Here is a 25,688-nt window from a genome sequence, read left to right on the forward strand (position 1 = left end):
ATCACAGGAGCGATCATGAGACTCGAGGGCAAGGTAGCCATCATCACGGGGGCAAGTTCCGGCATCGGCCGCGCTGCCGCACTTCTGTTTGCGGACGAGGGTGCGAAGCTCGTGCTGGCCGCCCGTGGCGAGTCGGCACTGCGTGAACTCACGGCGGAGATCGAAGCGCGTGGAGGAAGCGCCGTCTGCCTGCCCGGTGACGTGCGCCAGGAAGCCTATGCGCGCGAACTGGTGGACGTCGCCCAGTCCGTGTGGGGTCGGCTGGACGTCGCCTTCAACAACGCAGGCACCCTGGCCGGCAGTGGTGACACGACGCGTCTTTCCCTGGACGACTGGAACACCGCGCTCGAGACCAACTTGTCCAGCGCATTTCTCGGTGCGAAATACCAGATCCCGGCCATGCTCAAGACCGGCGCAGGTTCACTGGTGTTCACCTCCTCGTTCGTCGGCCACACCGTGGGCTTTCCGGGCATGGCGGCCTACGCCGCCAGCAAGGCGGGATTGGTCGGGCTGACGCAAGCACTCGCGGCCGAATTCGGCAGCAGCGGCTTGCGCGTCAATGCCCTTCTGCCGGGAGGCACCGACACGCCGATGGCTCACCAGATGAACGGCACGCCTGAGGCCATGGCGCAGGTGGCGAGCATCCATGCGTTGAAGCGCCTCGCCAGGCCAGATGAGATCGCCGAAGCAGGACTGTTCCTGGCTTCCGATGCCTCGTCCTTCATGACCGGCGCGGCCATGCTGGTCGACGGCGGTATCTCGATCTCGCGGACTTAGACGAGCGCTTTGTCCGAAACGAACACTGGGCGACGCCGGCGTCTGGAAGTCGAACTTCGGGGCGCTTGTCCATCGGCCAGACATCGAATGAAGCAAGGCCTGGTCTTGTGGGCAGCTCGCATTGCTACCGAAGACGTCCAAAACCACTGTCCGAGCGACCAACCCAGCGGCGGCGCCGCATGTGAATCAGGCATTGCGGCGAATCGCCCGACGTCACTGATCGGGCACGCATGCCGTGGAAGGGAAGGCTCGGTCAGGCCGCGTTCGGAGGCGCCCTGAAAACAACCGGCCGATGCGCCAGTGGCAAACTGGCGCGCTCCCACCGGCAGCCGAGTTTTGATCCATGGCGCATTTCATTCCCGGCCTGCAGCTGTGCCGGCAGTTCCACGACGAGGCGGTCGCTCCAATCCTGGCGACGCATTGGCCCCACGTGGCCTATTCGGCTGCGCTGTTGGGAACCGGCTCGGAGGTACTGGGCTTCGACACGCCGCAGTCGATGGACCACCACTGGGGGCCACGTCTGCAGCTGTTCCTTGCACCGGCGGACGTGGAGGCCTACGCCGAGCAGATCCACGAGCGACTGGCGGACGAGCTCCCGCATGCGGAGAACGGCATTCCCACCCATTTCGGTCCGCCCGACGCCATCGGCGTTCGCCTGCTGGTTCCGGCGGTCTCGGGTCGAGTACAGCACCTCGTCACCGTGCAGAGCCTCGAGCAGTTCTGGCGGGACCACACGAGCGTTGGCGCGACAGAGCAGCCTCGTGTGCAGGACTGGCTGGCCGTCCCGCAACAGACGCTGCTGTCCATCACGGCCGGCGCGGTCTTCCACGACGGCTTGCAGCAGCTGAATGCCGTGCGCAAGCGGTGGCAGTGGTATCCGGACGACCTGTGGCGCTACCTCCTGGCTGCCCAATGGACCCGCATTTCGCAGGAAGAAGCCTTCGTCGGCCGCTGTGGTGACGTCGGGGACGAACTCGGTTCGATGGTCGTGGGGGCTCGTCTCGTGCGCGACCTCATGCGCCTGTGCTTCCTGGTCGAGCGACGGTATGCCCCCTACAGCAAGTGGCTGGGCACCGCGTTCAAGCGCCTCGACTGCGGGCCGGCCCTCGAGCCTCTGCTCCGGCGAGTGCTGCAGGCCGCTGACTGGCACTCCCGCGAGAGGCACCTGTCAGACGCCTACGCCGCCGTGGCGGCAAGGTTCAACGGGCTGGGCCTGACGGCGACCCTGCCGGTCGAGGCCAGCCCGTTCCACGAACGGCCCTACCTGGTGATCCATGGCGACCGATTCGCCGCCGCACTCCTCGCGACAATCCGGGACCCGGAGGTCGTCGCCCTGCTGCCCGGCGTGGGTGCCGTGGATCAGTTCATCGACAGCACCGATGTGTTGAGGCCGGGACCGTTGCGCACGCGCCGGCTCTTGAAGGCAATGACAGGATGAGGCTCCGCGTGGGGCCGCGTCAGGGACCCGCCCGCGGGGAACGATCCCGGGCCGGCCGCCACAAGTACCCTCCCGTGCCCCAATCCCTCACTCCACTGTCACACTCTTCGCCAAGTTCCGCGGCTTGTCCACGTCCGTCCCCCGCGCACACGCCGTGTGATACGCCAGCAGCTGCAAGGGAATCACGTGCAGGATCGGCGACAAGGCACCGTAGTGCTCCGGCATGCGGATGACCTTCACGCCTTCGCTCGGCTCGATGTGGGTGTCGGCGTCGGCGAAGACGAAGAGTTCGCCGCCGCGGGCGCGCACTTCCTGGAGGTTGCTCTTGAGCTTTTCCAGCAGGGTGTCGTTCGGGGCGATGGTGACGACGGGCATTTCTGACGTCACCAGGGCGAGCGGGCCGTGCTTGAGTTCGCCGGCGGGGTAGGCCTCGGCGTGGATGTAGCTGATTTCCTTGAGCTTCAAGGCGCCTTCGAGGGCGATGGGGTAGTGCAGGCCGCGGCCGAGGAAGAGGGCGTTCTCCTTGCGGGCGAAGTCTTCGGCCCAGGCGATGACCTGAGGCTCGAGCGCCAGGACCGCTTGCACGGCGACGGGCAGGTGGCGCAGGGCCTTGAGGTGGGCGAGTTCCTCCGCCTCGGTGAGGTGGCCGCGCACCTGGGCGAGGGCCAGGGTCAGCAGGAAGAGGCCGACGAGCTGGGTGCTGAAGGCCTTGGTGGAGGCCACGCCGATCTCGACGCCGGCGCGGGTGATGTAGGCCAGGCGGCACTCGCGCACCATGGCGCTGGTGGCCACGTTGCAGATGGTCAGGGTGTGTTCCATGCCCAGGCTGCGGGCGTGCTTGAGCGCGGCCAGCGTGTCGGCGGTCTCGCCGCTCTGGGTGATGGTGACCACGAGCTGGCGTGGGTTGGGCACGCTGTCGCGGTAGCGGTATTCGCTCGCAATCTCCACGCTCACGGGGATCTTGGCGATGCTCTCGAGCCAGTACTTGGCAGTGGAGCCGCTGTAGTAGCTGGTGCCGCAGGCGAGGATGAGGACGGAGTCGATGTCCTTGAAAATGCGGTAGGCGCCGTCGCCGAAGAGGTCGGGGGAGATGCTGTCGACGGCGTCGAGCGTGTCGGCGATGGCGCGCGGCTGCTCGAAGATCTCCTTCTGCATGAAGTGCCGGTAGGGGCCGAGCTCGGCGGCGCCGGTGTGGGCGTGGACGATGCGCACCTCGCGCTGCACGGGGCGGAAGGCCTGCGCGGCGGTGGCGGGCGCGGCGCCGTAGGCGCGGCCTTCGGGGGTGCGGCTCGTGATCCACACCTTGCCGAGCTGCACGTCGACGACGTCGCCCTCTTCCAGGTAGATGATGCGGTCGGTGACGCCGGCCAGGGCCATGGCGTCTGAGGCGAGGAAGTGCTCGCCGTCACCGACGCCCAGCACCAGCGGCGAGCCTTCGCGGGCGCCGATCACGCGGTTCGGTTCGTCGCGGCAGAACACGGCGATGGCGTAGGCCCCGCGCAGGCGCAGGGTGGCGCGCTGGACGGCGTCGAGCAGGTCGCCGGTGTAGAGGTGGTCGATCAGGTGGGCGATGACCTCGGTGTCGGTCTGGCTGTCGAAGCCGTAGCCCTTGGCCTTCAGTTCGAAGCGCAGTTCGTCGTGGTTCTCGATGATGCCGTTGTGCACGACGGCGATGCGGCCCGAGGCGGCGATGTTCGCGTCTCCGGCCGGGCCGTGCGAGAAATGCGGGTGGGCGTTGTGCACGGCGGGGGCGCCGTGGGTGGCCCAGCGGGTGTGGGCGATGCCCGTGCCGCTCTGCACATGGTCGGTCTCGACGTTGGCCTGCAGCTCTGACACGCGGGCTGTGCTGCGCGCCCGGCGCAGCTGGCCCGACTGGTGCACGGCCACGCCGCAGGAGTCGTAGCCCCGGTACTCAAGGCGCTTCAGGCCTTCGATGAGGATGGGGACGATGTTGCGGGTGCTGACGGCGCCGACGATGCCACACATGGGAACGCTCCGGAAACTGCGAAAAGGTGTGCGATGGTAGGCGCCGAGCGGTGAAGGGAGTTTGCATCTTTCACACCCAATCGCAATAATCCACCAAAGTCACATCATCCTGAAATCAGGCCCCCATGTCGTCACCAGAATTGCAAGGATCCACCATCCCAGTGACTTTGGACGACACCGACCACCGCATCCTGGGGGTGCTGCAACAGGACGCCTCGCTGTCGAACCAGGACCTGGCCGCCGCGGTCAAGACCTCGCCCGCCACCTGCCTGCGCCGCGTTCGCCGGCTGGTCGAGGCGGGCGTCATCGAGCGCCGCGTGGCCATCGTGTCGAGCGAGCGGCTCGGCGCCGGGCTCACCGCCTTGGCCGAGGTCACGCTGGACCGGCAAGGCGCTGAACATTTGGCTGCATTTGAAGCCCGGGCCGTGGCCGATTCGGCGGTGCAACAGTGCTACCGTGTCTCCCCCGGGCCGGATTTCATGTTGGTGCTGCACGTGGCCGACATGCCTGCGTACGACGCGCTGGTGCACCGCCTCTTCACGCAGGACGCCAATGTGCGCAACGTGAAGGCGTTCTTCAGCGTGAAGCGTGCCAAATTCGAGCCCGCGGTGGTACTGCCGCATGTCGTCGGTTCAAGCCGAGGCACGGCACGCCGATAACGAGCCGATCGCCGGCCACCCGACCGACGCCCGACCTTCCGCTGCGCTCCGCCCATGTCTGCCTCGACCCCCGCTGAACCCCGCGCCGAAGCCGCCCGGTCCGCCACCCCTGCGCGGCGCACCGATCGGCAGCGCCAGTGCCTGCAGATGCTGGCTGTGGTGTTCATCAGCTACACCGTCGACACGGCCTTGCTGCTGGGGCTGGCCCACGCCGGCGCACTGGAGGCCCTGGTGCCCTGGACGTATGCGGCTGCCGGGGCGGTGGCGTGCGGCATTTTCTCGCTGTTGCTGCGCCTCGGTCGCAGCGAAAGCCTGAGCGACCCCTACCTCGTGGTGCCGCAGATGTTGATGCACTCGGCCATCAACCTCGCGTTCATGATGTGGGTGCCGGGCATCGGCGTGCTCCTGCTGATGAACCTGCTCATCATCCATGCGTTCGGGGCGATGAAGGTGTCGCGAACGCACGTGCTGGCCACCTCCGCGCTGATCGCCGTGGGCGTGGGCGCGGTGATCGGCTTCTCGGACCTGCACCTCGACCTGCCGATGGACACAGGCCTCCAACGCGTGATCAGCGTGGCATGGTTCGCATTGATCCTGGCACGCAGCACCTTGCTCGACCTGTACGGCGCCGAGCTGCGCGACATGCTGATGCAGCGCAACGCCAAGCTGCGCAAGAAGTTCGAGAAGATGCACCGCCGGGCCAACCGCGACGGCCTCACCGGCACCCTCAGCCGCCGCAGCGTGATGGAGCTCCTCTCGCAGCAGCACCGCAAGCTCGAACTCACCGGCCAGTCCTTCGCCATCATCCTGCTCGACATCGACCACTTCAAGCAGGTGAACGACCGCTTCGGCCACCAGGTGGGCGACGAGGTGCTGCGCTACTTCTCGAAGCGGGCCGCGGCCGAGATGCGGGACACCGACCGGCTGGGCCGCTACGGCGGCGAGGAGTTCCTCGCGGTGCTCACCGCCACCGAAGATGCATCGTCGGCCCACCTTGCGGCCGAGCGTGTGCGGGACGGCGTGGCCAGGCACGACTGGGGCCGCGTGGCGGCGGACCTGCAGGTGACGGTTTCGCTCGGCGTGGCGGTGTGCCAGCCGGACGAGAGCATCGAGCAATTGCTGGCCCGCGCGGATGCGGCGCTCTATGCCGCCAAGCGCGCCGGCCGCGACTGCGTGCGCATGGGCTGAGCGGCGGGCAAGCCGCCCCCTCGCCGCACGCTTCAGCGCTTGAGGACCACCAGGCCCTTCAGGTACTCACCCTCAGGGAAGGTGATCGTCATCGGGTGGTCTGGCGCAGCGCCGGTGCGGGCATAGATCAGCCCGTCGGCCGGGGCGTCGAGTCCGGCGCCGGCGACGATCTTGTGGAAGAGATCGGCGCTGATGCCCCCAGAGCACGAATAGGTGAACAGCAGGCCCCCCGGCTCCAGCAGCATGAAGCCGAGGCGGTTGATGTCCTTGTAGGCGCGCGCCGCCCGCTCGGCATGCGCCGCGGTTGGCGCGAACTTGGGCGGGTCGAGCACGATGGCGTCGAAGCGGCGGCCCTGGCGCACGAACTCGCGCAAGGTGGCATTCACGTCCGCGTCGAGTGCTTCGTGGCGCGACGGATCGAAGCCGTTGAGCTCGACGTGTCGTGTGGCACGGGCGAGTGCCGGCCCCGAGGAGTCGACGCTCGTCACCTGCGCCGCACCACCCGCCAGCGCCGCCACGCTGAAGCCGCCGGTGTAGCTGTAGCAGTTGAGCACCCGTTGGCAGCCGAAGTGCCGCACGGTGTCGGCGAAGAGCTTTCGGCTGTCGCGCTGGTCGAGGTAGAAGCCTGTCTTGTGGCCCTCCGCCACGTCCACCGTGAGCCGCCAGTCGTGCTCGCGGATGGTCACCTCGGTGTCGCCGCTGCCACGCAGCCAGCCCGTCACCGAGGGCAGCCCCTCCAGCTCGCGGGTGCTGGCGTCGCTGCGTTCGTACAGGCGCGAGAGGCCGGTGACCTTGAGCAACTGGTCGGCGATGACGTTCTTCCAGCGTTCGATGCCGGCCGACAGGAACTGGGCGCTCAAGGTGTCGCCGTAGCGGTCCACGATGAGGCCGGGCAGGCCATCGGCCTCACCATGGATGAGGCGCACCCCGTCGCTGGCGATCGGCAGGCGGGCCCGGATGGCCACCGCCTCGCGCACGCGGCGCTCGAAGAAGGCGGCGTCGATGCGCTCGGTCTCGATGAAGCTCCAGGCCCGCACCCGGATCTGCGACGCCGGGCTGTAGGCGGCCCAGGCCAGGAAGCTGCCGTCGGGGGCGTTGACGCGCACGGTCTCGCCCGGGTCCGCCTTGCCGCTGGCAATGCTGCCGGGGAAGATCCAGGGGTGGCGCTTGCGCAGGGAGCGGTCCTTGCCTTCGCGCAGGGTGATCGTTTTCATGCCGCGATTGTCGCCGCGTGCAAGGCGGGCGGCGCCGATTCAGCGCTTCCTGGCGCGGGGATGTGCGGCGTCGTACACCTTGGCCAGGTGCTGGAAGTCGAGCTTGGTGTAGACCTGCGTGGTGCGGATGTTGGCGTGGCCAAGCAGTTCCTGCACCGCACGCAGGTCGCCACTGGACTGCAGCACGTGCGAGGCAAAGGAATGGCGCAGCATGTGGGGGTGGACGTGGGTGGGCAGGCCTGCCTGCAAGGCGCGCCGCTTGAGCCGGCCGCGCACTTGGGGCGCCGTCATGCGCGTGCCGCGCTGGTTCACGAACAAGGCGGGCTCCTCGGGCCGCGCCATGCCGGGGCGCGCGTCGAGCCAGGCGGCCAACGCCTTCAGCGCCGGCCCGCCGACCGGCACGCCGCGGCGCTTGCTGCCCTTGCCCATGACGTGCGCCATGCCGTCGGCCGCGTCGACCCAGCCGCCGGCGGCGGCGCCGGGCCTCACGTCCAGGCCCACCAGCTCGCCCACGCGCAAGCCGCATCCGTAGAGCAACTCGACGACGCACTGGTCGCGCGCCACCAGCGCCGGCGCATCGTCATCGCCCGGCGCCTCGGCCAGGGTGACGGCCTGGTCGACCGACAGCGCCTTGGGCAGCGGCACCGCGGCCTTGGGTGCACGAACGCCTTCGACCGGGTTGAGCTTCACCAGGCCGTCGTGGCCCAGCCAGCGATAGAAGCCCCGCCAGGCCGACAGGACCAGCGCGATGCTGCGTGGCGCCAGGCCACCGGCATGCAGCATGGCGGCCCATCGCCGCACGTGGAAGACCTGCACCGCCCGCAGGTCGACGGGCTGGGCTTCGGCGTAGCCTTGCAGGCGCGCCAGCGCTTCCCGGTAGAGCTCGAGTGTGCGCGCGGCCAGGCGACGCTCGACCTGCAGGTGCTGCAGGTGACGAACGATGTCGTCGGCCAGCGCAGCGGGTGGCGCGGACACCGCAGACGCCTGGGTGGCGCCGGCCGGGGTCTGCCCCACTGCCCCGCGCGGCATGGTCAGGCCGTCGGCAGCAGGCGCGACAGGCCCGCGCTCGCCAGATCACCGATGCGCACCAGGAAGTCGGTGCCCATGTCGGCGCTGAAGCGCGTCGGGTCGGGCGAGCCCAGCACCAGCATGCCGAAGGCCGGTGTGGCGAGGTCGGCCCGCAGGGGGATGAGGGCCATGGACGTCACGGCCGCAGCATCGTCCAGCCAGCCCGACGCCTCGAAGCCGGAGTTCATGCCGCAGTAGGGCGTGGTGAGGCTGGAGGTGAAGCTCTGCGCATCGGCGCTCACCGCCTGGGAGAACGGCTGGCCCTGGAAGGCTTCAGCCACGCCCCACAGCCGGATGCCGGCCTGCGGGATGAGGAACTGGTGCTGCAGTTCGCGCACCAGCACGGCCGGCACCTCGACCGGATCGTGGGTGAGCAGCAGCGCGCGCGTCCAGCGGTGCAGGCGGTCGGCGATGGCGACGTTCTCCTGGCCATGGCGGATCATCTCCATGATCCGCATCTCCAGGCCCTTGTGCTTGTCGCGCAGCATCTCCATCTGCCGCTCCTGCAGCGAGACGGCCCGCTGGCCGTGCGGACTGGTGAGGTGGATGGAGGCCAGCAGCTCGGCGTGGCGCTCGAAGAACCCGGGCGTGTTCGCCAGGTAGTTGGCGATGTCGTCTTCGGTGATGCCTTGCAGGTTCATGCTCACAGCTCGATGTCTCCTTGGAATACGGTCACGGCGGGGCCGGTCATGCGGACGCTCGAATCGCCGCCCTGCCACTCGATGGTAAGCCGACCGCCGCGGGTCTCGACGTCGACCTTCGCGTCGAGCAGGCCGAGGCGGATGCCGGCGACGACCGCGGCGCAGGCGCCGGTGCCGCAGGCCAGCGTCTCGCCCGCACCCCGTTCGTAGACGCGCAGGCGCACATGCCCGCGGTCCAGCACCTGCAGGAAGCCGGCATTCACCTTGCGCGGGAAGCGGGGATGCCGCTCGATCAACGGCCCCTGCGAATCGACCGGCGCGGCGTCCACGTCGTCGACCAAACGCACCGCATGCGGATTGCCCATCGACACCACGGCCACTTCGGCGGTGACCCCGTTCAGGTCGAGCGGCCACAGCTCGAAGCCGTTGACGCTGCGGGCCGACAGGCCGCTCGGCTCGAACGGCACCTGGGCCGGCGGGAACACGGGGGCGCCCATGTCGACGGTGACGCGGCCGTCGTCCTGCAGGCGCAGTTCCAGCCGGGTGTTCATGGTTTCCACCTGGATGGTGGACTTGTCGGTCAGACCCTGGTCGACCACGTAGCGGACGAAGCAGCGGGCCCCGTTGCCGCACTGCTCGACCTCCTCGCCGCTCGCGCCGTTGAAGATGCGGTAGCGGAAGTCGACACCGTGGCTGGCCGTGCGCTCGACGACCAGGATCTGGTCGGCACCGACGCCGAAGCGCCGGTCACCGAGGAGGCGCAGCTGCGCCGGCGTGAGGTCGAGCGGAGCACGGGTGGCGTCGATCACCACGAAGTCGTTGCCCGCACCATGCATCTTGGTGAAGTGAAGTCGCATCGCGCGATTATCCGCCCGGGCCGCCGGCCGCGCCCGGCCGAAGGCCTCAGTACAGCGAGGCCTCGCCGGCCGGCCGCGTCTTGAAGCGCTTGTGCACCCACAGGTACTGCGCGGGGTTCTTGCGGATCTCTTCTTCGATCCAGCGGTTCATGGCAGCGGTGTCGGCGACCGGGTCGTCGGTCGGGAAGTGGGTCCAGGGCTCGCCGAAGCGCACCTTGTAGCCCTGCCCGCCAGGTAGCATCTCGGCGATCACCGGCTGCACCACCATGTCGAGGGCGCGCGCCATGCGCGAGGGCGCGAGCAGCGTGGCCGCCTGCACGCCGAAGAACGGAACGAAGGCCGCATCGCGCTCGCCGAAGTCCATGTCGGGCAGGTTGAAGAAGGCGACGCCCCGGCGGATGGCACGGATGAGCGGCAAGGCCTTGTCGCTGCGCGGGAAGATCTGCGCATGGCCGAAGCGCAGCCGGCCGCGGCGGATCACCTCGTTCATGGCCGCATTGCTCTGCTCCTGGTACATCGAGCAGCCTTCGTGGTTCTGGAAGATCAGCACGGCCACACCGGCCACGTCCAGGCCCATGAAGTGCGGCACGAGCCACATCACCGGCTTCTTGCTGCGCTCGGCGAGCTTCACATCACCCTCGACCTGGATCACCCGCTTGAGCCGCTCGGCCGAGGCGAACCACAGCAGGCTGCGCTCGAGGATGCTGCGCCCGAGCCACTGGAAATGTTCGCGCGCCAGCCGCCGGCGTTCATCCGCCGCGAGCTCGGGAAAGCACAGTTCGAGGTTGCGCAGCGCGATCTTCCGGCGCGACGACGCCAGCGCCCACAACAGCCGGCCGAGCGCGCGCCCGAGCGCGGCCAGCACCGGCATCGGCAGCCACTGCACCAGCCACAGGAACCCGAGGAGCAGCCGTGTGCCCATGTTCATTGCTTGTCCTTGTCCACGGCCGAATCGTCGACCGGCGGCTGCGACCGGGGCTGCTTGTACCGGTGGTAGCCCCACAGGTATTGCGCGGGGCACTGGCGGATCAGCCCCTCCATCGCCCGGTTGATCGCGGCCGCGGATTCTGCCGCATCGTCTGGCAGGGATTCCGGAAACGGAAAGAAGCGCTGCACATAACCGCGCCCGTTGGGCAATCGGTCACCCCAGGTGAGCAACACCACGGCGCCCGTCTGCTGAACGAGGCGCGCCGCCAGGGTCATCGTGTAGGCCGGTTGACCGAAAAAGGGCGCCCACACGCCCATGCCCTCGGGCGGCACCTGGTCGGGCAGCAGACCCACCATCTCGCCACGGCGCAGGGCGCGGATCATCTGGCGCACCCCGGTGAGCGTGGCGGGCGCGGCGAACAGGTGAGTGCGTTCGCGCGAGGTGCGCACCAGGTCGCGCAGCCAGGGCTGGCGCGCCGGGCGGTACAGCACCGTGATGGGGCGGGTGGCGCCGAAGCGCTCGGCGATGGCCTGGGCCGTCACCTCGAAGCAGCCCATGTGCGGCGTGAGCAGCAGCACCCCCTTGCCCTGGGCCAGCGCCTCCGACAGCAGCGCCTCGCCCTCGAAGCGCACCTTGGGCAGGATGGGTACGCCGGCCGGGCGCGCCCACAGGAACGGCAGCTCGGCCACCATGCGGCCGGCCGAAGCCACGGCGCCGCGCCATGCCGACGCCGGCACACCGGCGCGCTCGGCATTCGCGCGAAGACGCCGCCGGTAGGTGGGCGAGGCCGCGTAGGTCACCCAGCCGAGCACCCCCCCAATCGCGTGGAGCAAGGGCAGCGGAAGCCGGGAAAACCAACGAAATAGGCTCAACATGGGAAACGGGGTTTCTATAATGCGCACGTCGCCGAGTTACTGGACTACTTGCAGGGCGACTCATAAATCCTGCTAAAGCGTTCGCCGCTCAGAACCCTCCCGGTCGGCAACGCAATTTGCAACCTACTGGAGTTTAAGAGTGTCGAACGATTTCCTTTTCACATCCGAGTCCGTCTCCGAAGGTCACCCCGACAAGGTCGCTGACCAGATCTCGGATGCCATCCTCGACGCCATCTTCAAGCAGGACCCCCGCTCCCGCGTGGCCGCCGAGACGCTGACCAACACCGGTCTCGTCGTGCTGGCCGGTGAGATCACCACCAACGCGCACGTCGACTACATCCAGATCGCGCGCGACACCATCAAGCGCATCGGCTACGACAACACCGAGTACGGCATCGACTACAAGGGCTGCGCGGTGATGGTCTGCTACGACAAGCAGAGCAACGACATCGCCCAGGGCGTGGACCACGCCTCCGACGACCACCTCAACATCGGTGCCGGCGACCAGGGCCTGATGTTCGGCTACGCCTGCGACGAGACGCCCGAACTGATGCCCGCGCCGATCTACTACGCCCACCGCCTGGTGGAGCGCCAGGCGCAGCTGCGCAAGGACGGCCGGCTGCCCTTCCTGCGCCCGGACGCCAAGAGCCAGGTGACGATGCGCTACGTCGACGGCAAGCCCCACTCGATCGACACCGTGGTGCTCTCCACCCAGCACCACCCCGACCAGAGCGAGTCGGCGACCAAGATGAAGGCCTCGTTCAACGAAGCCATCATCGAGGAGATCATCAAGCCGGTGCTGCCGAAGGAGTGGCTGAAGGAAACCCGCTACCTGATCAACCCGACCGGCCGCTTCGTCATCGGCGGCCCGCAGGGCGACTGCGGCCTGACCGGCCGCAAGATCATCGTCGACACCTATGGCGGCGCCTGCCCGCACGGCGGCGGCGCCTTCAGCGGCAAGGACCCGAGCAAGGTCGACCGCTCGGCCGCCTATGCCGCCCGCTACGTGGCGAAGAACGTGGTGGCTGCGGGCCTGGCGCGCCAGTGCCAGATCCAGGTGGCCTATGCCATCGGCGTGGCCCGCCCGATGAACGTGACGGTGTACACCGAAGGCACCGGCGTGATCCCGGACCACAAGATCGCCGAGCTGGTCAACGCCCACTTCGACCTGCGCCCGAAGGGCATCATCCAGATGCTCGACCTGCTGCGTCCGATCTACGAGAAGACCGCCGCCTACGGCCACTTCGGCCGCGAGGAGCCGGAGTTCACCTGGGAGGCGACCGACAAGGCCGCCACGCTGCGCGCCGCCGCCGGTCTCTGACCGCCTGACGCGGGCCGTCTCCGCCGGCGCACGCCGGCCGGGGACGGTTCAGACCAGTGCCTTCTGACGCCACGCCAGCAGCGCACCCAACAGCAGCACCGCGGCCGACGCGGCCAGGCCGCCGACCAGCCCGGTCGGTCCATCCGCCACCCACCCCACCCCGCTCGGCCCGATGATCTGGCCAGCGGCAAAGGTGATGGTGAAGGCGCTGATGCCCCGCGACCACGCCGCGGGCGGGGCGTTGTGCCGCACGAGCGCGGTGGTCGACGCCACCACCGACAGGAACACACCGCCGAACACCGCGCCGGAGGCGAATACCGCCACCGGGTGCCGGCTCAGCACCGGCAGCAGCGTGGCCCCGGCCAGCAGGACGTTGAGCAGCGCCAGCGGCACTCCGTTGCGATGCCGCTGCAGCAAGCCCGCCCACAGCCAGGACGACAGCACCGTGCCCAGACCCAGCAGGGTGAAGAAGGCGGTGATCAGGCCGTCGCCGAAACGCTGCTCGCGCAGCAGCGTGATGATGAAGGTCATGTAGCCGATGTAGCCCAGTCCGAAGCAGAAGTAGCCGGCGAGGCCGAACGCGAAGCGCCGCAGTTCGAAGGGCGAGGCGGCCCCGGCCGCGGTCGCGTCGTCCTGCCAGCCCCGGGTGGCCCGCGCCGTGACGGCTGCGGCGCACAGGCCGGCCGCGCCCAGCGCCGCCCAGGCCCACTGCCACGCGCCGGGCATGGCCATGCCGGCCAGCGGCGGCACCAGCAGCGAGGCCGCGACGATGCCGAGCCCGGCGCCACCGTAGTAGATGCCGAGCACGAGACCGGGCGGCACGGCCGGGCCGCTGGCCAGTCGCGCCGCGAGCAACCCGCCCGAGACGAAGGTGCCCGCACTGGCGCAGCCCGTGAGAAAGCGAAGCCCGTACAAGGCGGCATCGCCCCGTGCGGCGCCGTGCAAGGCGAGCAGGACGCTCGTCAGCACGGCGCTCACCACGAGCACCGGTCGGGCGTGGAAGCGCCGCAGGCAGGCGGGGGCGAGCAGCGCGCCGACGAGGTAGCCGGCGGCGTTCACGGTGTTCATGGCGCCGCCCGTGAGGTAACTCCACCCCAGGTCGGACCGCATCGGCGGCAGCAGCAGGGCGTAGGCGAAACGGGCGAGGCCGAGCGAGACGGCCGTGGCAAGCGCCAGGGCCACCGCGATCCGAAGGGTGGATGCCGGCGTGCGAGCGGTGAGCATGGGCGGCATCGTCGCACGGCCTGCACCGCGATGCCGGCCCGGGCGGATGCGGGGCCCGGGAATTGCTACGCACGTTGTCCTACTGCCTCGTGCGCGAGGCGCCGATGGTGCACTGCGGCGGAATCACCTCCAATGGCACCAGCGGCGCCTCGCTTCCGAGCCCGCCCCTTGATGCCAGGCCTCCCATGAGCACGACTGCCCTCGACCTCTCCCTGCCCTGCACCGCCGAGCCGGCCGAGCCGCACCTGCACACGGCGAACGCCACCGACACGCCGCAGGGCCGACGCTTCGACATCGACTGCGAACTGGCGTACGACCTCGGCGGCGACTGCGAATTCCTGTTCCAGCTGCACGCGATGACGACGCCGCGCCAGCACCTGATCTCCGAGTCCTTCGAGGTCAGCCCGGCGGTCCCGACGCACATCTTCGAGGATCCCATCGAGCACCACCGCTTCGTGCGCCTGCGCGCGGGCAGCGGACCGCTGAGCGTCCGCTACCGCGCCCAGGTGCGCCGCCTGCCCGAGCCCGACGCCCGGGAGGCCACCGAAGTGCCCCTCGCCCAGCTGCCCGACCACGTGCTGCACAACCTCTTCGCCACCCGCTACTGCGAGTCGGACGAACTCAGCCGCTTCGCGCAGAAGCTCTTTGGCCAGGTGCCGATGGGCTACGGGCGCGTGCTGGCAATCAGCGACTGGATCCACGACAACATCGACTACCAGATCGGCTCCACCAACGCCACATCCACCTCCCGGGATGTGCTGTTGCAGCGGGCCGGGGTCTGCCGCGATTTCGCCCACCTGGGCATCACCTTCTGCCGGGCGCTCAACATCCCGGCCCGGTTGGCGGTCGGCTACGCGACCTTCGACGACCCCCCGCCCGACTTCCACGCCGTCTTCGAGGCCTGGCTGAGCTGCGGCTGGGTGGCCTTCGACCCGACCAAGATGTCGCCACTCGACGAGCTGGTGCGCACCGGCGTGGCGCGCGACGCCAAGGACGTGGCCTTTGCCACGATCTTCGGCCCGGCCATGATGACGCGCATGAATCCGTGCATTTCCGCGCTTGACTGACTGACGGCACCGCCGGCCTCGGATTACAATCTCCGAACTTTCCGAGGAGCGTTGCAAGGTACCCCCGCATGGCGTGGTGCCCCAGGCTCGGAACTTCGACTTGCAACCGCGCTCACCCGCACGACGACGTGTTCGTGGGTGAGTGCCGAAGTCCGCCCCTGAAGGGGCCGACCGCTTCCCCGTGGCATGTGCCCGTGCGGGTTCCCAACCCCAGGAGCCTGCCCGATGAACGCCATTCTCAAACCCCATACCGATCACGCGGTCGCCGACCTGTCGCTCGCCGACTGGGGCCGCAAGGAAATCCGCATCGCCGAGACGGAGATGCCCGGCCTGATGGCCATCCGTGACGAGTTCGCCAAGTCGCAGCCGCTCAAGGGCGCCCGCATCACCGGCAGCCTGCACATGACCATCCAGACCGCCGTGCTGGTGGAAACGCTGCAGGCCCTCGGCGCCCAGGTGCGCTGGGCCTCGTGCAACATCTTCTCGACGCAGGACCACGCCGCCGCCGCCCTGGTGGCGCAAGGCACGCCGGTCTTCGCGCACAAGGGCGAGACCCTCGCCGAGTACTGGGACTTCACCCACCGCATCTTCGAGTTCGGCGCCAAGGGCACCGACGGCGAAGGCCCGAACATGATCCTCGACGACGGCGGCGACGCCACGCTGCTGATGCACCTGGGCCAGCGCGCCGAGAAGGATGCCTCGCTGCTGTCGAACCCGACGAGCGAGGAAGAGACCTGCCTGTTCGCTGCCATCAAGGCCAAGCTGGCCGTGGACCCGACCTGGTACACCCGCAAGTCCGCCCAGATCATCGGCGTGACCGAGGAGACCACCACCGGCGTGCACCGCCTGAACGAGATGAGCGCCAAGGGCACGCTGCTGTTCCGCGCGTTCAACGTGAACGACAGCGTCACCAAGAGCAAGTTCGACAACCTCTACGGCTGCCGTGAATCGCTCGTCGACGGCATCAAGCGCGCGACCGACGTGATGATCGCGGGCAAGGTGGCCGTCGTGGCCGGCTACGGCGACGTGGGCAAGGGCTCGGCCCAGGCTCTGCGTGCGCTCAGCGCCCAGGTGTGGGTCACCGAGATCGACCCGATCAACGCCCTGCAGGCCGCGATGGAAGGCTACAAGGTCGTGACCATGGAGTACGCCGCCGACAAGGCCGACATCTTCGTCACCACGACCGGCAACAAGCGGATCATCACGCACGACCACATGGCCGCCATGAAGGACCAGGCCATCGTCTGCAACATCGGCCACTTCGACAACGAGATCGACATCGCCTCGATCGAGAAGTACGAATGGGAAGAGATCAAGCCGCAGGTCGACCACATCAAGTTCCCGGACGGCAAGCGCATCATCCTGCTGGCCAAGGGCCGCCTCGTGAACCTCGGCTGCGGCACGGGCCACCCGAGCTTCGTGATGTCCTCGAGCTTCGCCAACCAGACGATCGCCCAGATCGAGCTCTTCACGCGCCCCGACGCCTACCAGGTGGGCAAGGTCTACGTGCTGCCGAAGATCCTCGACGAGAAGGTGGCGCGCCTGCACCTGAAGAAGGTCGGCGCCATGCTGACCGAGCTCACCGACGAGCAGGCGGCCTACATCGGCGTCGACAAGCAGGGCCCGTACAAGCCCGACACCTACCGCTACTGATCAGGCCTTTCCGATGCGCATCGACCAACTCGTTCTCCAGAAGGGCCTGGCGCCCACCCGCTCGGCCGCCCAGCGGCTCATCGAGCGCGGTGCGGTGCGGTGGCTCGGCCCGAAGGGTTGGGCGGTGCCGCGCAAGGCCGGTGAAGACGTGCCCGAGGAATGCCAGCTCGAGGTCACCGACGATGCCGAACTCAAGTTCGTCTCGCGCGGCGGCCTCAAGCTGGAGGGTGCCCTCGCCCACTGCAAGATCGACGTCACCGGCATGACCTGCCTCGACGCCGGCCAGAGCACGGGCGGCTTCACCGACGCCCTGCTCCAACATGGCGCCGCGGGAGTGGTGGGCATCGACGTCGGCCACGGGCAACTGCACCCCAAGCTGGCGGCCGATCCGCGGGTGCAGTCCTTCGAGGGCGTGAACGCACGCGACGTGAAGGGCTCGGCCTTCGAGGCCGCGGTCAAGCCGCAGAGCTTCGGCTTCGTCACCGGCGACCTGTCCTTCATCTCCAGCACCCACGTGCTGCCGACGCTGGTCCACTACCTCGCGCCGCGAGGCCACCTGCTCCTCCTGGTGAAGCCGCAGTTCGAACTGCAGCCGCACCAGATCGGCAAGGGCGGCATCGTGCGCGACAAGGCCTTGTTCCAGGAAGTCGAGACGCGCATCCGCCAGGCCTGCCGCCAGCAGTCGCTGCAACTGCGCGCGTACTTCCAGAGCCCCATCACCGGGGGCAACGGCAACACCGAATTCTTCGTGTGGGCGCAGGCCGTCGAGCCGCAGTGAGCACCGCACCCAGGACCCTACCCCGATGAGCCCGACTACCGCCTCTTCCGCCAAGCTGCCCCTCAGCCTGGAGTTCTTCCCCGCCAAGACGCCCGACGGCGTGGCCAAGTACGCCGCCGTGCGCCAGGAGCTCTACGCCCTGAAGCCGTCGTTCTGCTCGGTGACGGCCGGGGCCGGGGGCTCCACGCACAAGGGCACGCTGAGCATGGTGCACGACATCCTCGCCGAAGGCGTGGAGGGCGCGCCCCACTTCACCTGCGTCGGTGCCGACAAGGCGACCATCCGTGACGCGCTGGCGCAGTTCCGGGCCGAGGGCGTGCGCCGCATCGTTGCACTGCGCGGCGACCTGCCGAGCGGCTATGGCAGCTTTGGCGAGTTCCGCTACGCGAGCGACCTCGTCGCCTTCATCCGCGCGGAAACCGGCGACCACTTCCACATCGAAGTGGCTGCCTATCCCGAGATGCACCCTCAGGCCCGCTCGCCTCAGGCCGACCTGCAGGCCTACGCGGCCAAGGTGCAGGCGGGTGCCAACTCGGCCATCACGCAGCTCTTCTTCAACGCCGACGCGTACTTCCGCTTCGTGGACGAGGCGGCGCGCCTCGGTGCCGACGTGCCGGTGGTGCCGGGCATCATGCCGATCACCAACGCGAGCGGCCTGATCCGCTTTGCCGACAACACCGGCGCCGAGATCCCGCGCTGGATCCGCCTGCGCCTGCAGTCCTTCGGTGACGACGTGGAGTCCATCAAGGCCTTCGGCCTCGACGTGGTGAGCGCCCTGTGCGAGCGCCTGCGCGAAGGCGGCGCCCCCGCCTTCCACATCTACACGATGAACCAGAGCGCGGCCACGCTCGCCCTCGCCCGACGCCTGGGCTGGTAGGCCGCGCCAGAGGCTCGGGAGCGGCTCCGGCCGCCTGCATCGGGCACCCGACCGGGGCGACAACCCGTCGCCCCGCGGGTGCCTCACCTCGAGAACATCACGCCGTCTTCGGTGATCATCACGTCGAGCGGCGTCTCCTCGGGCCGGGCCCGCAGCATCGGCAGGAAGCCATGGGCATAGCCCACGCCCACCGTCAGCGGGCGCGGGTTCAGCGCCGCCACGGTCTGGTCGTAGAAGCCGCCGCCGTAGCCCAGGCGCACCCCGCCCGGTCCGTAGCCCACGCAGGGCAGCAGCAGGATGGCGGGCTGGAAGACGTCGGTGTCCTTGGGCTTCGGAATGTCGTGTGCATCGAGCTCCATCGGGCAGCCGGGGTACCAGACATGGAAGGCCAGGGACTCGGTCTCGCGGTTCGTCACCGGCAGGCCGATGCGCCGCGGCGACCCTTCCGGGCCGCCTTCGCTCCAGCGAAAGAGCGCCGGCAGCGGGTCGAATTCACCCTTGATGGGCCAGTAGGCGCCGATGGAGGACTCGCGCCGGCTGACGAGCCAGGTGCGCAGCACGTGCTGCAACTGCACCGCGCGCTCCAGGCGGTCGGGCAGGGCCTGCCGGTCCTTGATGAGCTTCTCGCGGAGCGTGTCGCGTTCGGTCGGGTTCATGCGCTTGCCTCAGAGCCAGCCACCATTGTGCAAGACTGTGGGCATGGCCACCCGCTCCCCTTCCTCCCAGGTCCTTCCCGACTACATCGTTCACTGCGTTGAACTTCTCGGCTCGCTCGGACCGGTTCGCGTGCGGCGGATGTTCGGCGGTCACGGCCTCTACGTCGACGAGGTGTTCCTGGCGCTCGGGTTCGGCGACCAGCTGTTCCTCAAGGCGGACGACCTCACCATGGCACGCTACCAGGCGGCGGGCTGCCATCCCTTCGCCTACGAGGGCGCCGGGCGCACCGTCACCACCAGCTACTGGAGCGCGCCTGACGAGGCGATGGAGTCGCCGGCCGTGATGCGCGACTGGGCGCGACTGGCGCTGGAAGCCGCCTTGCGCGCGCGCACCGCGCCCAAGCGCGCCAAGCCGCGCCCCTCCTCGGCGTCACCGGCGGTCGCCCGCAAGGCGAGCGCAACGCCAGCAGCCAAGAAGGCGGCCAAAGCCCCCGCGAAGGCCGGACAGAAGGCCGCGCCCGGCGGCAAGTCGACCGCTCGGGAAACCGTCGCAGGCGTGGCGGTACCTGCTAGGAGTGTGCGCGGCAGAGAGAAGGGCTCGCGTTAGCCCTGAAAGGGGGCGCCGGATAGGCGCAAAGCGGAGCCGGGTTGTACACCCGGCGAGCTTTTGCAACGACGCCGACGCCCCCTTTCAGGGCCAACCCTTCGGGCCGGGGCGATTCGCGGCGCCATCCTTCGTTGCCGACTCGTTGTGTGGCTCGCCACACGGCCTCGCCGGCGCCTCGTCTGCCACCGCGACTCGCCCCGGCGCGAGCCCTTCTCTCTGCCGCCCACACTCCTAGCCGATGACCCCGTTCTCGGTGACGACCAGCATCAGCGGCCGGTCATGCGCGGCCGGCGTGAAGGCCTCACGAGGCATGCGACCGACCGACCAGGCCACGCCGACGGCCGTGGTGTCCGGATGCGCATCCAGGTAGCGGTCGAAGAACCCGCCGCCGTAGCCGAGGCGATAGCCGTCCTCGGTGAAGCCGACACAGGGCACGAGCACCACATCGGGCTGCACGGGCGCGCCACTTGCCGTGGGCAGCCCGCATCCATCGCGCGCCTCGGGCTCGGTGCCGTCCCACAGCCGGTAGTGCATGGACGGCGGATCGCGCCGGGCGAAAGGAAGGGCCACGGCCAGGTCCTTTTCGTCCTGCAGGCCGAGGGCCACTGCGTTAAATTCGGATCGCATCGGCCAGTACAGCCCGAGGCATTCGGGAACCAGTTGGTCCAGCACGACTCGCACCTGGGTCGCGAGCGCGCGCGCAGCCGCTTCGGCAGCGGGGGTCTGCATGAACCGCGTGCGGTCGGCCAGCAGTTGCTGGCGCAAGGCGGTGCGCGCGGAATCTGGCAGGTCAGAGGGCATCAATCCACCCATGAAAGACACGTTGAAGAACTCCAATCGAGTATATGGGCCCCTCGCGGCCGGCCGACGCCTCACCGCCCACTGGATGGCGGCCACGGCCACGGTCACCTTGCTCTCCGTCGGTCTGCCCGCGTGCGCGCAGGAACCGGCCACCCCCGGCAACGTGCTGGAAGCGCGCGACGCGCACCGCCGCAAGGACACGGCGCGCCTGAGCGCCCTGCGGGACGCGGCCATCGCCGAGAACCAGGCCCTCGCGTCCTGGGTGCACTACTGGGACCTGAACGCCCGCATGAGCACCGCCCAGGCCGACGAGGTGGCCGCCTTCTACCGTCGCTGGGCCGGCACCTACGTCGAAGACCGCCTGCGCAACGACTGGCTGCTCGAGCTCGGCAAGCGCCGCGACTGGGCGGCCCTCGCGGCCGACTACCCACGCTTTCGCATGAACGACGACCGTGAGGTCACGTGCTACGCCCTGCTCGCGGACCACCTCGCCGGCAAGAACGTGCGGGAGGCCGCCCGTACCGCCTGGTTCGCCCAGAAGGACGCGGACGACGGCTGCGCACTGCTGGCCACCACGCTCTTCGAGGCCCGGCAGTTCGCGGCTGCAGACGCCTGGCGCCGTGCCCGCGTCGCGATCGACATCAACAAGCCGCGCGCCGCCCAGCAGGCGGTGCAGCTGGTGGCCCCCTCACTCGCCGGCGACGTCACCGAGCTGAGCGACAACCCGGCGCGCTACCTCGCCCGCCGCAGGCCACCCATGGACCGGACGGCCACCGAACTGGTCACCCTGGCCCTCATGCGGCAAGCCGCCATGGACCCGGAGCTCGCAGCCCAGCAGCTCAACAGCTGGCAGAACGAGTTGCGGCCGGAGCAGGCCGCCTGGGCCTGGGCCACGGTGGGCAAGCAGGCCGCCATCCGGCTGCTGCCGGCGGCCTCCACCTATTTCCAGCAGGCCGATCTGCTGGCCTCACGCACCGACCGCGAGCCCGTCTGGGCCGACAACACGCTCGCCTGGAAGGCCCGCGCCGCATTGCGGGCCAACGACGGCAAGCCGCGCTGGCAGCAGGTGGTCCAGGCCATCAACGCCATGGAGCCGAAGGAGCAAGGCGACCCGACGTGGGTGTACTGGAAGGCGCGCGCTCTGCACGCGCTCGCCGCCGATTCCTCCGACCCCGCCGCGCTGCGCAAGCAGGCCGACGACATGCTCGCCAGCATCGCCGGGCAGTACCACTACTACGGGTCGCTGGCCGCCGAGGAGCTGGGCCGGCCCATCACCCTGCCCCCGGTGCCGGCTCCACTCACCCGTGACGAGCGCGATGCGGCGCTTCGGGTGCCCGGACTGTCGCGCGCACTGCTGCTGATCTCGGTCGGCCTGCGCAACGAGGGCAACCGCGAGTGGAACTTCACCCTGCGTGGCATGGACGACCGGGCCTTGCGCGCGGCCGCCCAGCTCGGCTGCGAACGCGAACTGTGGGACCGCTGCATCAACACCAGCGAGCGCACGCAGGTCGAGATCGACATGGCGCAGCGCTTTCCTACGCCGTTCCGGCGCGAGCTCACACACCACGCCTCGCAGGCCGGCCTCGAGCCCGCGTTCGTCTACGGCCTGATTCGCCAGGAGTCTCGCTTCATCGTGGACGCCCGCTCCGGCGTGGGCGCATCCGGCCTGATGCAGGTGATGCCGGCCACGGCGCGTTGGACGGCCCGCAAGGTCGGCATGTCCTACTCGCCCGACATGCTGCAGGACCGCGACGTCAATCTCAAGCTCGGCACCAGCTACCTGAAGCTCATCCTCGACGACCTGGGCGGCTCGCAGGCCATGGCCACGGCGGCCTACAACGCCGGACCGAACCGCCCTCGCCGCTGGCGGGAGGGTCCGCGCCTGGAGTCCGCCATCTGGGTCGAGAACGTGCCCTTTTCCGAGACCCGCGACTACGTGAAGAAAGTGCTGTCCAACGCCACGTTCTACGCCGCCTTGTTGAACAATAGGGAGGCCACCCGGGCGCCTTCGCTGAAGGCGCGACTGGGAGCGACCATTGGTCCGCGTGAAGCCGGCGTGCCGGCGCCTGATGCGGAGTTGCCTTGACGGAGCAGCCTTGAAGAAGATCCTGGTGCTGGGGGGGACGGGCTTTGTGGGCCAAAGCCTGTGTGAACAACTTGTGTCGCGCCACGGTGGCGCCGGTCCACGCATCGTGGTCCCGACGCGGCAATTGCAGCGGGGCCGGCGGGTGCAGTTCCTGCCCACGGTCGACGTGATCCCGGCCGACGTCAACCGTGACGCCGACCTCGATCGGGTGCTGGCCGGCAGTGATGCGGTGGTCAACCTGATTGCCCGCCTGCACGGCAGCGAGGCCGAGTTCCAGCGCACGCACGCGGAGCTGCCACGCCGGTTGGTGCAGGCTTGCGCCCGGGTCGGGGTGAAGCGGATCGTTCACGTGAGCGCGCTCGGCGCCTCGGCCAACGGACCTTCCCGCTACCAGCGCAGCAAGGCGGCCGGGGAAGCGGTGTTCGCCCCATCGGGGCTCGACGTCACCGTGATGCGACCCTCCGTCATCTTCGGCGCGCAGGACCAGTTCCTCAACCTCTTCGCCGGCCTGCAGCGCATGTTCCCGGTGATGCCGCTCGCCGGTGCCGACAGTCGCCTCCAGCCGGTCTGGGTCAATGACGTCGCGGATGCCATTGCCCTGGCGCTGGCGCGGCGGGACACCATCGGCCGCACGTACGAGCTGGTCGGGCCGCGCGTCTACACGCTGGCCGAGCTCGTGCGGCTGGCCGGGCGCTGGTCGGGCCACGCGCGGCCGGTGTTCGGCCTGCCCGGGCCGCTCGCCCGCCTGCAGGCACTCGCCATGGAATGCCTGCCCGGCGAGCCGCTGATGTCGCGCGACAACCTCGACTCCCTCAGGGTGGACAATGTGGCGACCGGCACGCTGCCCGGTCTGGCCGAGCTCGGCATCACGCCCGCCGCACTGGAGGCGGTCATGCCCATGCTGCTGGCCCGGCGCGACAGCGTAGCCCGGCTCGACGTCTGGCGCCGCACCGCCGGACGCTGACGTTCCACCACCACCAATATGCGCAGGGAGTCCGAGGGAATGAAGCTCTACATCGGCAACAAGAACTACTCGTCATGGTCCATGCGCCCCTGGGTGCTGATGACCGAGGCCGGCATTCCGTTCGAGGAAGTGCTGGTGCGCTTCGACTCGTTCGAGCCGGGCTCGCAGTTCAAGGCCGAGATCACCAGCCTGAATCCGGTCGGCAAGGTGCCTGTGCTCCTCGACGGCGACTTCGCCGTCTGGGACACGCTCGCCATCGCCGAGTACCTGGCGGAACGCTTTCCGGACCGCCAACTGTGGCCCACCGATGTCAGGCAGCGCGCGCGCGCACGCAGCGTGTGCGCCGAAATGCACTCCGGCTTCTCGGCGCTGCGCAGCCATTGGGGCATGAACATCGAGGCTCAGTTGTCCGAGGTGGGCCAGCGCGTGCTGAAGGAGCAGCCCGCCTTGCAAGCCGACCTGGACCGCATCATCGCCATGTGGACCGGCCTGCTCGCCGAGTCCGGTGGCCCCATGCTGTTCGGCGCTTTTTCCATCGCCGACGCGTTCTATGCGCCCGTCGTCACCCGCCTCGTCACGTACGGCGCGCCGGTGCCCGCGGCGGTGCGCGCCTACATGGACCGCGTGCTGGCCCTCAAGAGCGTCTCGGCCTGGTGCGAAGCGGCGCGCGCCGAGAAGGACTTCCTCCCCTTCGAGGAACAGTACCGCACCGCGCGCGCATGAAGAAGTGGCTCGTGGGCGGCTCGGTGCGCGACGCGCTGCTGGGTCGCCCCGTGAACGACCACGACTGGGTGGTCGTGGGTGCCTCGCCGCAGGAACTCCTCGACCTGGGCTACCTGCCGGTGGGCAAGGACTTCCCCGTGTTCCTGCATCCGCAGACGCACGAGGAGGTGGCCCTGGCCCGCACCGAGCGCAAGACGGCGCCGGGCTACCGCGGCTTCGCGGTCCACGCCCACCCTGACGTCACGCTCGAGGAAGACCTGCAGCGTCGTGACCTCACCATCAACGCGATGGCGCAGGCCGAAGACGGCACGATCGTCGACCCGTACAACGGCCGCCAGGACCTCGCCGATCGCGTGCTGCGCCATGTGTCGCCCGCGTTCGCCGAAGACCCCGTGCGCATCCTGCGCCTGGCCCGCTTCGCCGCGCGCTTCGACGGCTTCACGGTCGCGCCCGAGACCGAGGCCCTGATGGAAAGCATGGTCGCGGCCGGCGAGGTGGACGCGCTCGTGCCCGAGCGGGTGTGGCAGGAACTCGCGCGCGGCCTGATGGAAGACCGCCCCTCCCGCATGTTCGAGGTGCTGCGCGGCTGCGGCGCCCTGGCTCGCCTGCTGCCCGAGGTCGACTGCCTGTGGGGCGTTCCGCAACCCGAGGCCCACCACCCCGAGGTGGACACCGGGGTGCACCTGATGATGGTGCTCGATACGGCCGCCCGACTGGATGCGCCCCTCACCGTTCGCTTCGCCTGCCTGGGCCACGACCTCGGCAAGGGCACGACGCGTCCCGAGGAATGGCCGCGCCACATCGCCCACGAGGCGCGCAGCGTGCGCCTGGTGAAGCAGGTGTGCGAGCGGCTGCGCGTGCCCAACGAGTGCAGGGAGGTTGCCGAGACGGTGGCACGCGAGCACGGCAACGTGCACCGCAGCGAATCGCTCGACGCGGCCGCCGTGGTCCGCTTGCTCGAACGCTGCGACGCCTGGCGCCGCCCCGAGCGCTTCGCCGAGGTGCTGCTGGCCTGCGAGTGCGATGCCCGCGGCCGCCTCGGCCGGGAGGACGAACCGTATCCGCAGCGGCCCCGCCTGCTGAGTGCGTTGGCTGCAGCGCAGGCCGTCGATACCGCCAGCGTGGCGGAAGCGGCCATCGCCCAGGGCCGCCAGGGGCCGGCGATCGCCGACGCCATCCGCGCAGCCAGGGTGCAGGCGATCGCCCAGGCACTCGCCGGCCCTCCGGCTTGATGCTTTTCGCCGGGCCCGAACCCGGCCCGCACTGCGTCCGGCAGGGCAGCGATCGAAACCACACCCGT

At 69.3% G+C, this 25,688-nt stretch carries 24 protein-coding genes and 1 riboswitch; of the genes, 14 read left to right on the forward strand and 10 right to left on the reverse strand.

Features of this window, described 5'->3' with window-relative positions:
- Window positions 1–15: 15 nt before the first annotated feature.
- Together ACSQ2F_RS17915 and ACSQ2F_RS17920 are read left to right on the forward strand one after the other, a co-directional pair.
- Entirely contained in the window at window positions 16–777 is a 762-nt protein-coding gene (locus tag ACSQ2F_RS17915; protein WP_436025285.1) for an SDR family oxidoreductase, read from the forward strand.
- Between the two features lie 343 nt (window positions 778–1,120).
- Entirely contained in the window at window positions 1,121–2,215 is a 1,095-nt protein-coding gene (locus ACSQ2F_RS17920; protein WP_436025287.1) for a DUF4037 domain-containing protein, read from the forward strand.
- 87 nt (window positions 2,216–2,302) lie between these two features.
- On the opposite strand, the gene glmS is transcribed toward ACSQ2F_RS17920, so the two are convergent.
- Window positions 2,303–4,201: a glutamine--fructose-6-phosphate transaminase (isomerizing) gene (gene glmS / locus ACSQ2F_RS17925; RefSeq protein WP_436025289.1), complete on the reverse strand. Its 1,899-nt coding sequence runs from the start codon at window positions 4,199–4,201 to the stop codon at window positions 2,303–2,305.
- A gap of 161 nt (window positions 4,202–4,362) precedes the next feature.
- On the opposite strand from glmS, the gene ACSQ2F_RS17930 reads away from it, so the two are divergent.
- Entirely contained in the window at window positions 4,363–4,860 is a 498-nt protein-coding gene (locus tag ACSQ2F_RS17930) for an Lrp/AsnC family transcriptional regulator (protein ID WP_436025291.1), read from the forward strand.
- Between the two features lie 54 nt (window positions 4,861–4,914).
- Window positions 4,915–6,048, forward strand: coding sequence for a GGDEF domain-containing protein (locus ACSQ2F_RS17935; RefSeq protein ID WP_436025293.1), 1,134 nt, complete (start codon window positions 4,915–4,917; stop codon window positions 6,046–6,048).
- Between the two features lie 32 nt (window positions 6,049–6,080).
- Here the strand turns inward: ACSQ2F_RS17935 and ACSQ2F_RS17940 are convergent, their stop codons facing one another.
- Genes ACSQ2F_RS17940 through ACSQ2F_RS17965 form a run of 6 tightly spaced genes read right to left on the reverse strand, consistent with a single transcriptional unit; the run spans window position 6,081 to window position 11,631 of the window.
- Window positions 6,081–7,262, reverse strand: coding sequence for a class I SAM-dependent rRNA methyltransferase (locus ACSQ2F_RS17940; protein WP_436025295.1), 1,182 nt, complete (start codon window positions 7,260–7,262; stop codon window positions 6,081–6,083).
- A 39-nt stretch (window positions 7,263–7,301) separates the two neighbouring features.
- Window positions 7,302–8,291 (reverse strand): tyrosine recombinase XerC, encoded by a 990-nt coding sequence (locus ACSQ2F_RS17945; RefSeq protein WP_436025297.1) that lies wholly within the window; start codon window positions 8,289–8,291, stop codon window positions 7,302–7,304.
- A 2-nt stretch (window positions 8,292–8,293) separates the two neighbouring features.
- Window positions 8,294–8,971, reverse strand: a complete 678-nt coding sequence (locus ACSQ2F_RS17950) for a DUF484 family protein (RefSeq protein ID WP_436025299.1) — start codon at window positions 8,969–8,971, stop codon at window positions 8,294–8,296.
- A 2-nt stretch (window positions 8,972–8,973) separates the two neighbouring features.
- On the reverse strand, window positions 8,974–9,828 hold the full coding sequence (gene dapF / locus ACSQ2F_RS17955) for a diaminopimelate epimerase (protein WP_436025301.1): 855 nt from the start codon (window positions 9,826–9,828) through the stop codon (window positions 8,974–8,976).
- A gap of 46 nt (window positions 9,829–9,874) precedes the next feature.
- Window positions 9,875–10,756: an LpxL/LpxP family acyltransferase gene (locus ACSQ2F_RS17960; RefSeq protein ID WP_436025303.1), complete on the reverse strand. Its 882-nt coding sequence runs from the start codon at window positions 10,754–10,756 to the stop codon at window positions 9,875–9,877.
- Window positions 10,753–11,631 carry a lysophospholipid acyltransferase family protein gene (locus ACSQ2F_RS17965; RefSeq protein WP_436025305.1) on the reverse strand — a complete coding sequence of 293 codons (879 nt, stop codon included), beginning with the start codon at window positions 11,629–11,631 and terminating at the stop codon, window positions 10,753–10,755. The genes ACSQ2F_RS17960 and ACSQ2F_RS17965 overlap by 4 nt, the downstream gene beginning before the upstream one ends.
- Before the next feature lie 139 nt (window positions 11,632–11,770).
- Between ACSQ2F_RS17965 and metK the strand changes: the two genes are divergently transcribed.
- Window positions 11,771–12,952: a methionine adenosyltransferase gene (gene metK, locus ACSQ2F_RS17970; protein WP_436025307.1), complete on the forward strand. Its 1,182-nt coding sequence runs from the start codon at window positions 11,771–11,773 to the stop codon at window positions 12,950–12,952.
- Between the two features lie 48 nt (window positions 12,953–13,000).
- On the opposite strand, the gene ACSQ2F_RS17975 is transcribed toward metK, so the two are convergent.
- A complete protein-coding gene (locus ACSQ2F_RS17975) occupies window positions 13,001–14,185 on the reverse strand; it encodes a YbfB/YjiJ family MFS transporter (RefSeq protein WP_436025309.1) in 1,185 nt (394 codons plus the stop codon).
- A 176-nt stretch (window positions 14,186–14,361) separates the two neighbouring features.
- Here ACSQ2F_RS17975 and ACSQ2F_RS17980 point away from each other — a divergent pair, with 176 nt between their 5' ends.
- From ACSQ2F_RS17980 to ACSQ2F_RS17995, 4 genes are all read left to right on the forward strand, one after another.
- Window positions 14,362–15,243 carry a transglutaminase-like domain-containing protein gene (locus ACSQ2F_RS17980; protein ID WP_436025311.1) on the forward strand — a complete coding sequence of 294 codons (882 nt, stop codon included), beginning with the start codon at window positions 14,362–14,364 and terminating at the stop codon, window positions 15,241–15,243.
- 37 nt (window positions 15,244–15,280) lie between these two features.
- Window positions 15,281–15,364: riboswitch (S-adenosyl-L-homocysteine riboswitch) on the forward strand.
- Between the two features lie 104 nt (window positions 15,365–15,468).
- Window positions 15,469–16,896, forward strand: a complete 1,428-nt coding sequence (ahcY, locus tag ACSQ2F_RS17985) for an adenosylhomocysteinase (RefSeq protein ID WP_436025313.1) — start codon at window positions 15,469–15,471, stop codon at window positions 16,894–16,896.
- A gap of 13 nt (window positions 16,897–16,909) precedes the next feature.
- On the forward strand, window positions 16,910–17,674 hold the full coding sequence (locus ACSQ2F_RS17990) for a TlyA family RNA methyltransferase (protein ID WP_436025315.1): 765 nt from the start codon (window positions 16,910–16,912) through the stop codon (window positions 17,672–17,674).
- A 25-nt stretch (window positions 17,675–17,699) separates the two neighbouring features.
- Window positions 17,700–18,551 (forward strand): methylenetetrahydrofolate reductase, encoded by an 852-nt coding sequence (locus tag ACSQ2F_RS17995; protein ID WP_436025317.1) that lies wholly within the window; start codon window positions 17,700–17,702, stop codon window positions 18,549–18,551.
- Between the two features lie 83 nt (window positions 18,552–18,634).
- On the opposite strand, the gene ACSQ2F_RS18000 is transcribed toward ACSQ2F_RS17995, so the two are convergent.
- On the reverse strand, window positions 18,635–19,207 hold the full coding sequence (locus tag ACSQ2F_RS18000) for a 5-formyltetrahydrofolate cyclo-ligase (protein WP_436025319.1): 573 nt from the start codon (window positions 19,205–19,207) through the stop codon (window positions 18,635–18,637).
- A gap of 43 nt (window positions 19,208–19,250) precedes the next feature.
- On the opposite strand from ACSQ2F_RS18000, the gene ACSQ2F_RS18005 reads away from it, so the two are divergent.
- The gene (locus ACSQ2F_RS18005; RefSeq protein ID WP_436025321.1) at window positions 19,251–19,814 is read left to right on the forward strand and encodes a TfoX/Sxy family protein; all 564 of its coding nucleotides are present in this window, start codon (window positions 19,251–19,253) and stop codon (window positions 19,812–19,814) included.
- 231 nt (window positions 19,815–20,045) lie between these two features.
- Here the strand turns inward: ACSQ2F_RS18005 and ACSQ2F_RS18010 are convergent, their stop codons facing one another.
- On the reverse strand, window positions 20,046–20,615 hold the full coding sequence (locus tag ACSQ2F_RS18010; protein ID WP_436025323.1) for a 5-formyltetrahydrofolate cyclo-ligase: 570 nt from the start codon (window positions 20,613–20,615) through the stop codon (window positions 20,046–20,048).
- 85 nt (window positions 20,616–20,700) lie between these two features.
- Here ACSQ2F_RS18010 and ACSQ2F_RS18015 point away from each other — a divergent pair, with 85 nt between their 5' ends.
- From ACSQ2F_RS18015 to ACSQ2F_RS18030, 4 genes are read left to right on the forward strand one after another with little or no spacing between them, the layout of a single operon-like run.
- Complete coding sequence (locus ACSQ2F_RS18015) at window positions 20,701–22,701, forward strand: transglycosylase SLT domain-containing protein (protein ID WP_436026869.1); 2,001 nt, start codon at window positions 20,701–20,703, stop codon at window positions 22,699–22,701.
- Between the two features lie 10 nt (window positions 22,702–22,711).
- Window positions 22,712–23,665 (forward strand): complex I NDUFA9 subunit family protein, encoded by a 954-nt coding sequence (locus tag ACSQ2F_RS18020; protein ID WP_436025325.1) that lies wholly within the window; start codon window positions 22,712–22,714, stop codon window positions 23,663–23,665.
- A 39-nt stretch (window positions 23,666–23,704) separates the two neighbouring features.
- Entirely contained in the window at window positions 23,705–24,388 is a 684-nt protein-coding gene (locus ACSQ2F_RS18025) for a glutathione S-transferase family protein (RefSeq protein WP_436025327.1), read from the forward strand.
- Window positions 24,385–25,620 (forward strand): multifunctional CCA addition/repair protein, encoded by a 1,236-nt coding sequence (locus ACSQ2F_RS18030; protein WP_436025329.1) that lies wholly within the window; start codon window positions 24,385–24,387, stop codon window positions 25,618–25,620. Before ACSQ2F_RS18025 ends, ACSQ2F_RS18030 begins: the two co-directional genes overlap by 4 nt.
- Window positions 25,621–25,688: the final 68 nt, after the last annotated feature.

This window comes from Rhizobacter sp. LjRoot28, from assembly GCF_964253025.1.
Taxonomy (GTDB): domain Bacteria; phylum Pseudomonadota; class Gammaproteobacteria; order Burkholderiales; family Burkholderiaceae_C; genus Rhizobacter.